Genomic DNA, 13,881 nt, shown 5'->3' with positions numbered 1-13,881 from the left:
ACCCACCCCCAACCCCTCCCTTCCAGGGAGGGGAGAAGAAGGGCAGGGCCACCCCCACTTTGCCCCGCCCCCGCTTTCCGGCTACCCCGCGGCGATGACCGACCACACCCCCGCGCCGCCCGAACAGCATTGCGGCCTCGTCGCCGTCGTCGGCGCGCCCAACGCGGGCAAGTCCACCCTCGTCAACGCGCTCGTCGGCCAGAAGGTCGCCATCGTCAGCCCCAAGGCGCAGACCACGCGCACCAAGCTGCTCGGCGTCGCGATCGAGGGTGACGCGCAACTCCTCCTCGTCGACACCCCCGGCATCTTCGAGCCCAAGCGCCGCTTCGACCGCGCGATGGTCGCCGCCGCCTGGGGCGGGGCGGAGGGCGCCGACGTGCTGGCGCTGGTCGTCGACGCCAAGGGTGGGCTTGGCAGCAAGGTGACCGACATCGTCGAGTCGCTCAAAGACCGGCCCGAGCCGCGCCACCTGATCCTCAACAAGGTCGACCTCGCCGACAAGGCCAAGCTCCTCCTCCACGCCGAGCGGCTGAACGCGATGATCCCCTTCGCGGAAACCTGGTTCGTCTCCGCGCAGACCGGCGACGGCCTGCCCGAACTGAAACGCGCGCTGGCCAAGGCGATGCCGCCCGGCCCGTGGCACTATCCGGAGGACCAGGTCTCCGACGCCACCGAGCGCGCGATGGCGGCCGAGGTGACGCGCGAGCAGCTCTATCTCCAGCTCCACGCCGAACTCCCCTACGCCAGCGCGATCGAGACCGAGAAATTCGCCGAGCGCGCCGACGGCTCGGTCGAGATCCACCAGCAGGTGCTGGTCGAACGCCCCACGCAGCGCGCCATCGTGCTCGGCAAGGGCGGCACCCGCATCCGCGAGATCGGCGCGCGCGCGCGGGCAGAACTGGCGGTGTTGCTCGACCGGCCGGTGCATCTCTACCTCCACGTCAAGGTCAAGCCCGGCTGGGACGAGGACCGGCAACTCTATCGCGATATCGGGCTCGACTGGGTGGAGTGAGGGTCGGCTATCGCCCAATATCAAACATCCGACTACCGCTTGGGTCGTACAAGCCTATGTGTCAAAGCGACGGCGGCGATTGCGGGCATGGCTCCGATGATGCACCCCGCCGCAATCCAAATGGCCAACATCACCAACATAACAGCGAACATGCCCGCTTCCTGCCACGAGGCGATAAACCAAGGCTGCATGAACAACACGCCAAGGCCGTAAGAAAGCAGGAATGGCGGCCGGAGGGTTGCCGTGCGTGACGACAACGCCGCGACGCCAACAATCCAGACTGCGCTAACAAGCGCTGCCAACGGGATCAGAAGCAAGCCCGAAAAGTCCATACGACATGCTAGGCGCGACTTCGCTAGCTTTCCAGCCTTTCCGCTGAATGCCGAGCGTCCGCTCTCCACCCACTATCAACCGCTAACAAGCCAACATGCCCGCCACCCAAGCCGGCACCAACTCACCCGCCGGCCCAAGCCGGCTCTCGTCGAACAACGCATTCCCCGCCGACCGATCGAGATTCAGCTCCAACGTCCGCGCGCCGCACGCCCGCGCCATCTGCACGAACCCGGCCGCAGGATAGACCGCGCCCGAGGTGCCGATCGACACGAACAGGTCGCACCCGGCGATCGCCGCCTCGATCCGCTCCATCCCGTACGGCATCTCGCCGAAGAACACGATGTCGGGGCGAAGCGCTTCCTCGCCGCAGTGCGGGCAGGGCGCGGCAGGCGGCAGCGCGTCCACCCACTCGGTCCGGATGCCGCACAGCCCGCACAAGGCCGAGCGCAACTCCCCGTGCATGTGGAGCAGCCGCGTCGACCCCGCCCGCTCGTGCAGATCGTCGACGTTCTGCGTCACGAGCAGCAAGTCGCCCGGCCACCGCGCGTCGAGCTCGGCCAGCGCCCGGTGCCCGGCGTTTGGCACCACCCCTGCCAGCGCCGCCCGCCGCGCGTCGTAGAAGCGGTGGACCAGCACCGGATCGGCCGCCAGCGCCTCGGGCGTGCACACGTCCTCCACCCGGTGTCCTTCCCACAAGCCACCGGGGCCGCGAAAGGTGGCGATGCCGCTCTCCGCCGAGATGCCCGCGCCGGTCAGCACGACGATGTTGCGAAGGTCGTTCATGGACCGGCTGTACGCTCGTCCGCTCGCCCGCGCCAACGGTCGCTGTCCTACAAGCGCCCGCTCCGCTATAGGTGGCGGACGGGCTTCGCCGTCGCTGTTTCTCATCATCTCCTGTTCGGAAACAACCGCGCCCGCGTGTTTCCGTGTAGGGATCAATCGAGTCAAGCAACGCGCTCGCGCGCGATTTTATCGCTGACGTCGGCCTGAACTTCCACGGTCGTCCCTCCGCCGCAACGCTGGCCTTTCACCGCCGGTCCGTGCCACAGCGGCGACCATGACGAGCATCGGTATCCTGGGCGGCGACGGGCGGATGGGGCGGTCGATCGCGGCGGCGGCAGCGGCGGCGGGTGTTCCCGTCGCGGGAACGGTCGATCGCGGCGGCGACGCGGTCGCGTTGGCGCGGGCGGCGGACGTGCTGATCGACTTCTCCGCGGCCGGCGCGGTCGAGGCGCATCTCGCCGCCGCGCGCGCCGCCCGCACGCCGCTGCTGATCGGCACCACCGGCCTCTCGCCCGAACAGCACCGCGCGATTGATGCGGCGGCGGGCGACGTGGCGGTGCTCCAGACCGGCAACACCTCGCTCGGCGTCACATTGCTCGCGACCCTGGTGCGGGAGGCGGCCGCGCGGCTGGGCGAGGGGTGGGACGTCGAGATCGTCGAGATGCACCACCGCCACAAGGCCGACGCTCCCTCGGGCACCGCGTTGCTGCTCGGGGAAGCGGCGGCGGCGGGCCGCGGACGCCCCCTCGACGACATCCGCGTCGATGCCCATGCTGGCGTCCGTGCGGACGGCGCGATCGGCTTCGCGTCCTTGCGCGGCGGATCGGTCGTCGGCGACCACCGCGTGATCCTGGCGGGTGAAGGCGAGCGGATCGAGCTCGCGCACGTCGCCGAGGATCGCGGCCTCTTCGCGCGCGGGGCGGTGAAGGCAGCGCTGTGGCTCGCGGGCCAGCCGGCCGGTCGCTACACGATGCGCGACGTGCTGGGCCTGTGAAGAAGGCCGACGCGTTCGAATTCTACCGCCGCCTGGCCGAGGCCGATCCCGCGCCCGAGACCGAACTCGACTATCGCAACCCCTACACCTTGCTCGTCGCCGTCGCATTGTCGGCGCAGGCGACCGACGTGTCGGTGAACAAGGCGACCAAGGCGCTGTTCGAGGAGGTCGACAATCCGCAAGCGATGGTCGCGCTGGGCGAGCAGGAACTGCGCCGCCACATCCGCACGATCGGGCTGTACAATACCAAGGCCAAGAACGTCATCGCGCTGTCCGAACAGCTGATCCGCGACCATGGCGGCGCGGTGCCCGCCGATCGCGCCGCGCTGGAGGCGCTGCCCGGCGTCGGCCGCAAGACCGCCAATGTGGTGATGAACGTCGCGTTCGGTGCGCCGACGATCGCGGTCGACACGCACATCTTCCGCGTCGGCAACCGTACCGGCCTCGCCCGCGGCAAGACGCCGCTGGCGGTCGAGCTGAAGCTGGAGAAGGCGACGCCTGCCCCCTTCCTCTCCCACGCCCACCACTGGCTGATCCTGCATGGTCGCTACGTGTGCAAGGCGCGCAAACCGGAATGCTGGCGGTGCATCGTCGCCGACCTGTGCGCGTTCAAGCCCAAGACGCCGCCGCCGACCGCCGCCGCGGCGTGAGGAGCCGTTCGATGCGCTTTGTCCTCCTGTCGCTCGCCATCACCGCCGCCGCGGCGCCCGCCGCCGACCGCGTGCCCGCTGCGACACCGGCGGGGGAGGAGGTGACGTGCATCCCGATCGCCGGCATCCGCGAGAGCCGGGTGCGGAGCGACGACGTGATCGACTTCGTGATGCGCAACCGGAAAGTGTACCGCGTGACGCTGCCGAACGGCTGCCCCGGCCTGGGCTCCGAGCGGCGCTTCTCCTACACCACCTCGCTGTCGCGGCTGTGCGCGCAGGACGTCGTCACCGTCTTCTCCACCGCGCCGGTGCAGCGCGGCGCGAGCTGCGGCCTGGCGCCGTTCCGGCCAGTGACGCTGGTAGCGCGCCGCTAGCCTTCGACCGGCGCCACGTCGACGCTGACCGCCATCCCCTGCGCACCGGCGCCGAGCACGACGCCATCGACCGGCGCGATCTCGGCATAGTCGCGGCCGACCGCCACCACGACGTGGTCGCCTGCCATCCAGATGCCGTTGGTGGGATCGAGCCCGATCCAGCCGCGCGCCGGCCCGCACCACAGCAGCACCCAGGCGTGCGTCGCGTCGGCGCCGACCAGCCGCTCCTGACCCGGCGGCGGGATGGTGCGGATATAGCCGGAGGCGTAGGCAGCGGGCAGCCCGGCGGCGCGCAGGCCGGAGATCATGATCTGCGCGAAATCCTGGCACACGCCGCGGCGCTGGCGAAAGGCATGGCCGGGCGGCGTGTCGACCAGCGTCGCGGTGGCGTCGAAGGCGAAGTCGCGCTGGATGCGGCGGGCGAGTGCGATTCCCGCCTCCAGGCAGCCGCGCTCCGGGTCCAGGTCGGGCGCGCACCAGGCGGCGATGTCGCGGTCGAGCGGGATCAGCGCGGTGGGGTAGATGTAGCCCGCCGGCCCGGCCGCGGACAGGTCGCCGTGCGTCCGCGCCCAGCCGGCGATCTCCGCCAGCGTCGGATCACCGGGGTCGGGCACGGGGACGAGCCGGTCGACGCGGACGCGGGCGCGGCTCTCGATCGACAGCGCGCGCACCGGCCGGTCGACGACCAGCCGGGTGACATGGGCGAGCCCGGCCTCGGCAAGGGCGGGGGACAGCCGGGCGGCAGGCTCCACCGTCAGCGCATAATCCTCCAGCCGCTGCCCGGCCCAGGCGATCGGCCGCAGCCGCAGGTTGCAGCGCGCGAAGCGGACGGGGCGGCCGTAATCGAACCGGGTGACGTGGCGGATGTCGTAGATCATGTCGCCCGTTACGCCAGCGTCAGTTCCGGCGCGCGCAGCGGCTCCGCGCCTTGCAGGAAATAGCGATGGGCGATCGCGTCCGACAGGGCAGCCAGGCGGCGCTCGATATCGCCCAGCGAGTCGGCGTCGAGCCCGGCCGGCGAGGCGGTGGCGATCGTCGCGGCGAGGGCGACCGCCTGCGCCTGTTGCGGCTCGGCCACCTCGTCGTCGCCGAGCACGGGCAGGCGGGCGAGGTGCTCGGCCAGGCGCTCGGCCTGGAAGGCGAGGCTGCGGGGGTTGGCCGGGTCGAGCGCGACCAGGTCGATTGCGCCGACCCGCGCCAATCCGGTGGGATAGCGCTGGCGATAGCTGATCTGGCTGTCGGCCAGGTCGAGCAGCGTCGACAGGTCGTCGTCGCCCGCCCCGGCCATCCCGAACAGCCGGATCGCCCGCGCCGTCGCCACCGCGCGCTCCAGCCGGCGGCCGAGATCGTGGAAGCGCCAGGCGTCGTTGCGCACCATGTGCTCCGCCGACAGGCCGGCGATCGCGGCGTAGCGGCGCTGGAGCGATCCGGCGCGCTCCAGCAGTCCCGGCTGGCCCGGCGGCGGCGCGTCGAGCAGGCGCAGCATGTCCGCCGACAGCCGGTCGCGTGACGCCTCGCCGATGCCCCGCGCGGCGCGGTTGATCGCGGCCACCGTGCCGCCGCCGTCGCCCTCCATCGCGGTCTTGGCGAAGGTGGTGAGCGCGGCGCGCGACAGGTCCGCCGGCGCGGGCGCGGCGCCGGTGCCGGCGATCAGGCCGACCAGCTTGCCGACGGTGGCGGGCGGCAGCACCGCGCCGCCATCGGCGTCGATCGAGTGGCCGAGCAGCACCCGGATCGCCGTCAGCAGCGCCTCGCCCCGTTCCAGGTAGCGGCCGAGCCAGAAGCCGTTGTCGGCGACGCGGCTGGGCAAGGTGCCGGGATTGCGGCGGACGTGGAGCGCGTCGGGCGCCGCCAGCAGCGACACGCGCGGCACCGGGTCGGGACCGTGGACGCAGACGTCGGCCGACCACAGCCCCTCGCCGATCGCGGCGACGGTGGCGTGCGGATGCTCGCCGATGCGGCCGAAGCCGCCGGGCATCACCACCCAGGCGCCGTCCTCGCCCCGCGCGGCAAAGGCGCGCAGCACGAACGGGCGCGGTTCCAGCCGGTCGCCGATCACCGTCGGCACCGTAGACAGGCGCACCTCCTCCTGGCCGACATAATCCTGCGGGCGGCGCGCCAAATCGGCGAGCAGGTCGGCGCGGCTGGCATCGTCCGCCAGGCCGAGCGGCAGGTGCTGGAAGGCGGGGGCGACCGTCAGCCGGTCGAGGTTCGCCGCGACGTGCGCCCGCTCGGCCGAGCCGCCGCACCACCAGGTGGCGATCGTCGGCAGCTTCAGCGGCTCGCCGAGCACCGCCTGCGCCAGCGCCGGCATGAAGGCGGCGACGGCGGCCGCCTCCAGCACGCCGGCGCCCGGCGCGTTGGCGAGCAGGACGTTACCGGCGGCATAGGCGTCGATCAGGCCGGGCACGCCGATCCGCGAGTGGGTGTCGAAGGCGAGCGGGTCGAGCAGCCGCGGATCGAGGCGCCGCCACAGCGCGTCGATCCGCTTCAGCCCGGCGATGGTGCGCACGTAGAGCTTGTCGTCGAGCGCCGCCAGGTCGGCCCCCTCGACCAGCAGCAGGCCCAGATAGCGGGCGAGGTGCGCCTGTTCGGGGTAGCTGGGATTGTAGCGGCCGGGCGTCAGCAGACCGATGCGCGGATCGCTGCGCCGGCACAGCGCGGCGAGGCCGGCGCGAAAGGCGGCAAAGAACGGCGCGTGGCGCTGGACGTGCAGCATATCCTGCAGTCCGCCCAGCGTGCGGCCGACGGCCAGCCGGTTCTCCAGCGCGTAGCCGGCGCCGGCGGGCGCGCGCAGGTGATCGGCCAGGACGCGCCACTCCCCCGTCGGCCCGCGCGCCAGGTCCATCGCGACGAAGTGGAGGTGGCGGCCGCCGGGCGGCGCCAGCCCGACCAGCGGGCGCAGGAACAGCGGGCTGCCGGTGACGAGCGCCGCCGGAACCGTGCCGTTCGCCACCAGTGTCTGCGCGCCGTACAGGTCGGCGACGATCCGCTCCAGCAGCTCGGCGCGCTGGATGATGCCGGCGGCGACGCCCGCCCACTCGGCCGCGTCGATCAGCAGCGGCACGGGGGAGACGGGCCAGGGCCGCTCCTCCGTCTCGCCGAGCAGGCGGAAGCCGGTGCCGATATCGGCGGCGTGGCGCTGCACCCGATCGCGCGCGTGGCCGAGATCGTGCGCGGCGACGGCGGCGAGCTCCTCCAGGGTCGCCCGCCAGGGCGCGAGCGCCGCGCCGCGCAGCACGTCGTGCGCGGGCGCGCGGGCGAGATAGTCGTCGATCCACGCCCGCGCGGTGGCGGCGGCGTCGGGCGCGCGGGTGGGCAGGGGAGCGGCGGGCACGGTCGCCATGATGGTTCGCCTCCTCCGCTGCCGGGCGGCGGGGTGGTCACACAGGTGCGGGGGCTGGCGCAACCGGTTTGTTCGCGCGGGGGGAGAAGAGGCTTCGACGCCCTACCGCATCCCGTGCTCTTGCGCACGCGGGAGTCCTAGAGCCGCAACCGCAAGGCCCTGATCCTGAACTTCTGTGGTCTCGAGACTTTCGGAGAATCCCCGCCAAGGCATCTCCTCCGTCACCCCGGACTTGTTCCGGGGGCCACCGTGCCATGAAATCAACGGATTACGGATTTGCGGCCCGGTGGATGCCGGAACAAGTCCGGCATGACGGGTGAGTTGCGCAGAAGCCTCGCGTTCGCAGGAGCACGGGAAATAGCATCACAGGTCGGGCAGCACCTGATCGGCGATGCCCCAGCCAGCCAGCGCGCGGCTGCCGGCACGGGCGAGGAGGTCGTCGGCGTCCGTGACCGACCAGCGGGTGGCGGTGTCGAGGGTGCGGAGTTCGGTCCAGGAGACGGGCGCGGCCACCGGAGCGCCGGCGCGCGCGCGGGCGGAATAGGGCATGATCGCGGTGCTGCCGCGCTGGTTGCGCAGCCAGTCGATGAAGATCCGCCCCTGGCGCTTGGCCTTGGCCGCCTGCGCGACGAAGCGGTCGGGCTCCGCCGCGCTGAGCGCCTGCGCGAAGCGGCTGGCGAAGTCCTTCACCGCCGGCCACTCGGCGCGCGGGGTCAGCGGCACGACGACGTGGACGCCCTTGCCGCCCGACAGCAGCGGGAAGCTGACCAGGCCGAGTTCGGCCAGCTGCTCCTTCAGATGCTCGGCCGCCTTCTTCGTCTCCGCGAAGCCCAGGCCCTCGTCGGGGTCGAGATCGAACACCATGCGATCGGGCGTCTCCAGGGCGTCGTTGCGCGCCCCCCAGCCGTGGAACTCGATCGATCCCATCTGCACGCACGCGACCAGCCCGGCGGCGTCGTCGACCCACAGGTAATTCTCGGTCGACCCGTCCTTCTCCGGGATCGGCACCTGGTGGACGTGCGGGCCGAAGCTGCCGGCGTCGTGCTTCTGGAAGAAACAGGCGCGGGCGCGTCCTTGCGGGCAGCGGACCAGGCTGACCGGGCGGCCGCCGGTCCAGGGCAGCATGATGCCGGCGACGGCCGCGTAATAGGCGGCGAGGTCGCCCTTGGTGACCGTCGAGTCGGGAAAGATCAGCCGGTCGGCGCTGGATACCGTGGGCAGGTCGGGCGCGGGCGGCGGTGGCACGGCGCGCTCCGTCGCGACCTCGCGGGCGGGCTTGTCCGCGCGCAGGGCCACGAAGCTCGCGTGGCGCAGGATGCCGTCGGGCGTGACCTCGCCATAGGCGACCTCGGCGACGAGTTCGGGCTCCACCCAGCGCGCGCCGCGGACCAGCGCGCGCGGCGCCTTCACCGTCGCCTTGTCCCGCGCGAGCGGCGCGAGCCGGGCGGCGACGTCTTCGATCGTCGCGGCGTCGAAGCCGGTGCCGACCTTGCCGCGGTACGTCCACGCCCCCCCGTCGCAGGTGGCGAGCAGCAGGGAGGCGAAGCCGCGGCGCTTCTCCGACGGCTGCCAGCCGACGATCGCGAACTCTTGGCGCTGGACGCATTTGGTCTTGGTCCACGCCTTGCTCCGCCCCGAGCGGTAGGGCGCGTCGGCGAGCTTGGAAACGACGCCTTCCAGCCCTTCCGCGCACATCTGATGGAATAGCGGCTCGCCCGAGCCGACGACGTGCTCGGAGAAGCGCAGCGCTTCCCCATCCTCCCCGAGCAGCGCGCGCAGCCGTTCCTTGCGGGTGACGAGCGGCAGCGCCGACAGGTCCTCGCCGTCCTGTTCGATCAGGTCGAAGGCGAACATCGTCATCGCGCCGCCCGCGCCGATCGCGTCCTTCAGCGTCGAGAAATCGGGTTTGCCGTCCTTGAACGACACGATCTCGCCGTCGATGAGCGCCGAGCCCGGCAATGCGGCCGCGGCGGTGGCGACGGCGAGGAATCTGTCCGTCCAGTCGTTGCCCTTGCGGGTGAAGACCTTGGCCTTGCCGTTCGCGACCGCGACGAGGGCGCGGTAGCCGTCATACTTGATCTCGTGCAGCCACGCCGCGCCGGCCGGCACCGCATCGACCAGCGTGCAGAGCTGCGGCTCCCGGAACGCCGGCAATCCTTTCGGATTGCGGCGAGCGGGACCGCGCCGCGCCTGCGCCTTGGTCCCCCTGCCCTTGGACGGGGAGGACAGTGCAGGCTTCCCCTCCTCGATCTCCACCATCGTGCGCCCGGTGGCGACGCTGGTCAGCGCCTCGTCGACCAGCGAGTCGGTGCCGCCGGCGTCCGCATCGTCGATCTTGCGGAGCAGCCAGTTCTCGCGCTTCTCCTTGGGGCGGCCTTTCAGGCGGATCAGCAGCCACTCGCCCTTCATCCGCTCGCCGTCGAGGACGAAGTGGAGATGACCTTTGTCGAGATCCTTGGCCGATTTGCCCACGATCGGCGACCAGGTGCCGCGGTCCCACAGCATCACCGTGCCGCCGCCATATTCGCCCTTCGGGATCGTGCCCTCGAAGCTGGCGTAGGAGAGGGGATGGTCCTCCGTCCGGACGGCGAGGCGCTTCTCGGCAGGGTCGAGGCTGGGCCCGCGGGTGACCGCCCAGCTCTTCAGCACGCCGTCGATCTCCAGCCGGAAATCCCAGTGGAGGCGGGTGGCGTCGTGCTTCTGGACGATGAAGGACGCCTGTCCTGAGCCTGTCGAAGGGACATGGCCGGGCGCGAGCGTGCCGGCGGGCTCCGCGGTCTTCGCGAAATCGCGCTTGGCGTTGTAGCGGGCGAGGGGGTCAGTCACCGGGCTCGTCCGTCATGCCGGGCCTGTCCCGGCATCCAGAGCCAAGCAGCGCCATCGTCCGCGACCCTGGATGCCGGGACGAGCCCGGCATGACGATGGGGGGCATCACGCACGTTTCTTCGCCGCCGGTTTCTTGGCGGGCGCCTTCTTCGCAGGCGCCCTCGCCGCTGGCTTGGCGGCGGGCTTGTCGCCCATCGACTTGCGCAGCGCCGCCATCAGATCGACCACGTTGGACCCCCGCTTGTCGGGCGCGTCGGTTTCCTCGATCACCTTGCCGCCCTTGGCCTTGCGCTTGCGCTCGACCAGCGCCTTCAGCGCATCGACGTAGCGGTCGTGGAACTCCTGCGGATCGAAGGCGGCGGACTTGCGGTCGATCAGCGCCTCGGCGAGGTCGAGCAGCTCCGCGTCGGGCTTGGCATCGGGGATCTCGCGGAAATAGCCCTGCGCCTTGTTGACCTCGTCGGCGTAGCGCAGCGTTTCCAGCACCATGCCGCGCCCGCACGGTTTCAGGCTGACGACGTACTCGCGCCCGCGCAGCGCAAGTTGGCCGAGCCCGACCTTCTTCGTCCGCCTGAGCGCCTCGCGCAGCACGATGAACGCCTCCTCCGCCAGGTCGTCCGCGGGCACGACGAAGTACGGCTTCTCGTAGTAGAGCACGTCGATCTCGTGCGCATCGACGAACTGGGTCAGCTCCAGCGTCTTCTTCGATTCCAGCTTCACCGCGTCGATCTCGTCCTGGTCGAGCAGCACGTACTCGCCCTTGGACACTTCATATCCTTTGACGATGTCGTCGACGTCGATCGGGCCGACGCCGGTCACCACCTTCTCGTAGGAGATCGGCTTGCCGGTCGGCTCGTGGATCTGGCGGAACTGCACGGCCGCGCCGCTCTTGGTGGCGGAGTAGATCTCGACCGGGATCGAGACCAGCGCCAGCCTGATCTGCCCCTGCCAGTACGCGCGCGCCGCCATGCCCTGAACCTTCCGTTTCGCCCGCGATTCAATGCCGCGCCGCCGGACTCGTTCCGTTCGTACGCACGATACGCTATAGAGGCGGGCGATGGACGATCCCTTCACCCTGTTCGCCGCCTGGATGACCGAGGCGGAAGCGTCGGAGCCCAACGATCCCAATGCGATGGCGCTCGCCACCGCCGACGCCGACGGGCGGCCATCGGTGCGCATCGTGCTGTTGAAGGGCCACGGGCCCAACGGGTTCGTGTTCTACACCAACCGCGAGGGGCGCAAGGCGGCCGACCTCGCCGCCAACCCGCACGCGGCGCTGGCGCTGCATTGGAAGTCGCTGCGCCGGCAGGTGCGGATCGAGGGGCCGGTGAGCCTGGCGACCGACGCGATGTCGGACGCCTACTTCGCCTCGCGCAGCCGCGACTCGCGGATCGGGGCCTGGGCGTCGGACCAGTCGCGTCCCCTCGACGCGCGCGAGACGTTCGAGGCGCGCGTCGCCGAGGTGACCGCGCGATTCGACGGAGCGGACGTGCCGCGCCCGCCTTTCTGGGGCGGCTACGTCGTCCGGCCGGAGCGGATCGAGTTCTGGCAGGATCGCGCGCACCGCCTGCACGAGCGGCGCCTGTTCACGCGGGCCGGAGACGGCTGGACGGAAGGGCTGCTTTTCCCATGACGCAGGACGAACGCCGCCGGATCGTGCCCCTCGCCACGCGCGCCGCGCTGGCGAGCGTGGCGATGGCGACCTTCCTGCTCGGGCTGAAGGGCTTCGCGGCCTGGCACACCGGCTCGATCGCGATGCTGGGCTCGCTCGCCGACACGGGGCTGGACCTGCTCGCCTCGCTGGTGACGCTCTACGGCGTGCGCCTGGCCGCGACGCCGGCCGATCACGACCACCGCTTCGGCCACGGCAAGGCGGAGGCGCTGGCGGCGCTGTTCCAGGTCGGCCTCATCACCGCCAGCGCCGTCGGTATCGGCTGGCGCGCGATCATGGCGTTGGGAGAGCGCGCGCCGACGCAGGACGCGGAGTTCGGCATCGGCGTGTCGATCGCCGCGATCGCCGCCACCGCGGTGCTGCTCTGGTATCAGCGGCGGGTGATCCGCCAGACCGGGTCGGTCGCGATCCTGGCCGACAACGTCCATTACCAGTCGGACGTGCTGCTCAACGGATCGGTGATCCTGGCGCTGGTGCTCGACCAGTATCTGCGCGTGCGCGGCGCCGACGCGGTGTTCGGCATCGCCATCGCGCTGTGGCTCGCCTGGGGGGCGTTCCAGGCGTCGTCCAACGCGATCGACCAGCTGATGGACAAGGAATGGCCGGAGGACCAGCGCGCGGCTTTCCTGGACGTCGCCGCGCGCCAGCCGGGCCTGCGCGGCATCCATGATTTCCGCACGCGCCGCGCCGGCACGCACGACTTCGCGCAATTCCACATGGAGGTCGACCCCGCGATCACCGTGGCCCGCGCGCACGACCTGGTCGAGGCGGTGGAGCACAACCTCAAACGCGCCTTTCCCAAGGTGGAGGTACTGATCCACCTCGACCCGGAAGGGCATGTCGACACGGACAATCCGCTGGTCGAGGCGGACGTGACGCCGCACTGGTTCGGCAAGCGGATGTAGCGGTCGGCTGCACCCGCTTCCGCCGTCATGCCGGACCTTTCGACAAGCTCAAGACAGGCTTGATCCGCCATCCGTGTTTCCGCAAGCGGGTGGACGGTTGTAGTCGCGGCAGGATGGACCCCGGCTCAAGGTCAGGGCGACGAAAGGACCGATGATGCGCATCCCCTTCACCCAGGTCGACGCTTTCGCCGACGCGCCGTTCGCCGGCAATCCGGCCGCGGTGATGCCTCTGTCGGCCTGGCTGCCTGACGAGACGCTGCTGGCGATCGCGCGGGAGAACAACCTGTCGGAAACCGCCTTCTTCCTGCCGGACGAGACAGGTGAGGCCGATTTCGAGCTGCGCTGGTTCACCCCCGGCGGCGAGGTGGCGCTGTGCGGCCATGCGACGCTGGCGAGCGGGCACGTCGTCCTCGCCTCGGATACCGCGCTGGAGCGGGTCCATTTCCGCACCCGCCGCGCCGGGCTGCTGGAGGTGGCGCGCGCCGACGCGGGTTACCTGATGGCGCTGCCCGCCTGGGCGCCCGTGCCCCGCGACCTGCCTTCCACGGTCGCGGCGCTGGGCGTCGGCGGCGTGGTGGAGACGCTGTTCCACGACAGCGGCTACGCGCTGGTGGTGGTCGACGACGAGGCCACGGTGCGCGCCGCCGCGCCCGACATGGCGGCGCTCGCCGCGGAGGGACCCTGGGTGGTGATCGTCGCCGCGCGCGGAGCCGACAGCGACATCGTCAGCCGCGTGTTCGTGCCCGCCTTCGGGATCGACGAGGACCCGGTCACCGGCTCCGCCCACGCCGTGATGGTGCCCTATTTCGCCGGCGTGCTCGGCCGCGACCGGTTCACCGCCTATCAGGCGAGCGCGCGCGGTGGGCGGCTGACCTGCCGGCTCGACGGCGACCGGGTGGTCCTGGGCGGCGCCTGCGTCACGGTGATCGAGGGCGCGTTCCTGCTGCCGTGATGCTCCCTCTCCTGCGCCCGTGGGAACAGGGCAC

The 13,881-nt window shown here is 71.4% G+C and carries 12 protein-coding genes; 7 read left to right on the top strand and 5 right to left on the bottom strand.

The annotated features are described in order from the left end of the window. The first annotated feature begins 94 nt into the window (after positions 1–94). Positions 95–1,012 carry a GTPase Era gene (gene era, locus BM145_RS13460; RefSeq protein WP_093334185.1) on the top strand — a complete coding sequence of 306 codons (918 nt, stop codon included), beginning with the start codon at positions 95–97 and terminating at the stop codon, positions 1,010–1,012. A 414-nt stretch (positions 1,013–1,426) separates the two neighbouring features. On the opposite strand, the gene BM145_RS13450 is transcribed toward era, so the two are convergent. Next, positions 1,427–2,128 carry an NAD-dependent deacylase gene (locus BM145_RS13450; protein ID WP_093334183.1) on the bottom strand — a complete coding sequence of 234 codons (702 nt, stop codon included), beginning with the start codon at positions 2,126–2,128 and terminating at the stop codon, positions 1,427–1,429. A 274-nt stretch (positions 2,129–2,402) separates the two neighbouring features. Here BM145_RS13450 and dapB point away from each other — a divergent pair, with 274 nt between their 5' ends. Genes dapB through BM145_RS13435 form a run of 3 tightly spaced genes read left to right on the top strand, consistent with a single transcriptional unit; the run spans position 2,403 to position 4,146 of the window. Continuing rightward, on the top strand, positions 2,403–3,122 hold the full coding sequence (gene dapB, locus BM145_RS13445; RefSeq protein WP_093334182.1) for a 4-hydroxy-tetrahydrodipicolinate reductase: 720 nt from the start codon (positions 2,403–2,405) through the stop codon (positions 3,120–3,122). Further along, positions 3,119–3,772, top strand: a complete 654-nt coding sequence (nth, locus tag BM145_RS13440) for an endonuclease III (protein WP_093334181.1) — start codon at positions 3,119–3,121, stop codon at positions 3,770–3,772. The genes dapB and nth overlap by 4 nt, the downstream gene beginning before the upstream one ends. An 11-nt stretch (positions 3,773–3,783) precedes the next feature. Continuing rightward, on the top strand, positions 3,784–4,146 hold the full coding sequence (locus tag BM145_RS13435) for a hypothetical protein (RefSeq protein ID WP_093334180.1): 363 nt from the start codon (positions 3,784–3,786) through the stop codon (positions 4,144–4,146). On the opposite strand, the gene BM145_RS13430 is transcribed toward BM145_RS13435, so the two are convergent. The 4 genes from BM145_RS13430 to ku all read right to left on the bottom strand — a co-directional run bounded on the left by BM145_RS13430 (position 4,143) and on the right by ku (position 11,287). Beyond that, the gene (locus BM145_RS13430; protein ID WP_093334179.1) at positions 4,143–5,024 is read right to left on the bottom strand and encodes a transglutaminase family protein; all 882 of its coding nucleotides are present in this window, start codon (positions 5,022–5,024) and stop codon (positions 4,143–4,145) included. The genes BM145_RS13435 and BM145_RS13430 overlap by 4 nt on opposite strands. Positions 5,025–5,032: 8 nt before the next feature. Further along, the gene (locus tag BM145_RS13425) at positions 5,033–7,492 is read right to left on the bottom strand and encodes a circularly permuted type 2 ATP-grasp protein (RefSeq protein WP_093334178.1); all 2,460 of its coding nucleotides are present in this window, start codon (positions 7,490–7,492) and stop codon (positions 5,033–5,035) included. Between the two features lie 363 nt (positions 7,493–7,855). Continuing rightward, a complete protein-coding gene (ligD, locus tag BM145_RS13420; protein WP_093334177.1) occupies positions 7,856–10,318 on the bottom strand; it encodes a DNA ligase D in 2,463 nt (820 codons plus the stop codon). A 105-nt stretch (positions 10,319–10,423) separates the two neighbouring features. Then, on the bottom strand, positions 10,424–11,287 hold the full coding sequence (gene ku, locus BM145_RS13415; RefSeq protein WP_093334176.1) for a non-homologous end joining protein Ku: 864 nt from the start codon (positions 11,285–11,287) through the stop codon (positions 10,424–10,426). 88 nt (positions 11,288–11,375) lie between these two features. Here ku and pdxH point away from each other — a divergent pair, with 88 nt between their 5' ends. The 3 genes from pdxH to BM145_RS13400 all read left to right on the top strand — a co-directional run bounded on the left by pdxH (position 11,376) and on the right by BM145_RS13400 (position 13,847). Further along, a complete protein-coding gene (gene pdxH / locus BM145_RS13410; RefSeq protein ID WP_093334175.1) occupies positions 11,376–11,951 on the top strand; it encodes a pyridoxamine 5'-phosphate oxidase in 576 nt (191 codons plus the stop codon). After that, a complete protein-coding gene (locus BM145_RS13405) occupies positions 11,948–12,895 on the top strand; it encodes a cation diffusion facilitator family transporter (RefSeq protein ID WP_093334174.1) in 948 nt (315 codons plus the stop codon). The genes pdxH and BM145_RS13405 overlap by 4 nt, the downstream gene beginning before the upstream one ends. A gap of 154 nt (positions 12,896–13,049) precedes the next feature. Further along, a complete protein-coding gene (locus BM145_RS13400; protein ID WP_093334307.1) occupies positions 13,050–13,847 on the top strand; it encodes a PhzF family phenazine biosynthesis protein in 798 nt (265 codons plus the stop codon). Positions 13,848–13,881 lie beyond the last annotated feature (34 nt).

Source organism: Sphingomonas rubra (assembly GCF_900115745.1).
In the GTDB taxonomy this organism is placed as follows: Bacteria; Pseudomonadota; Alphaproteobacteria; order Sphingomonadales; family Sphingomonadaceae; genus Sphingomonas; species Sphingomonas rubra.
This window is presented reverse-complemented; position numbering and strand designations above follow the sequence as displayed.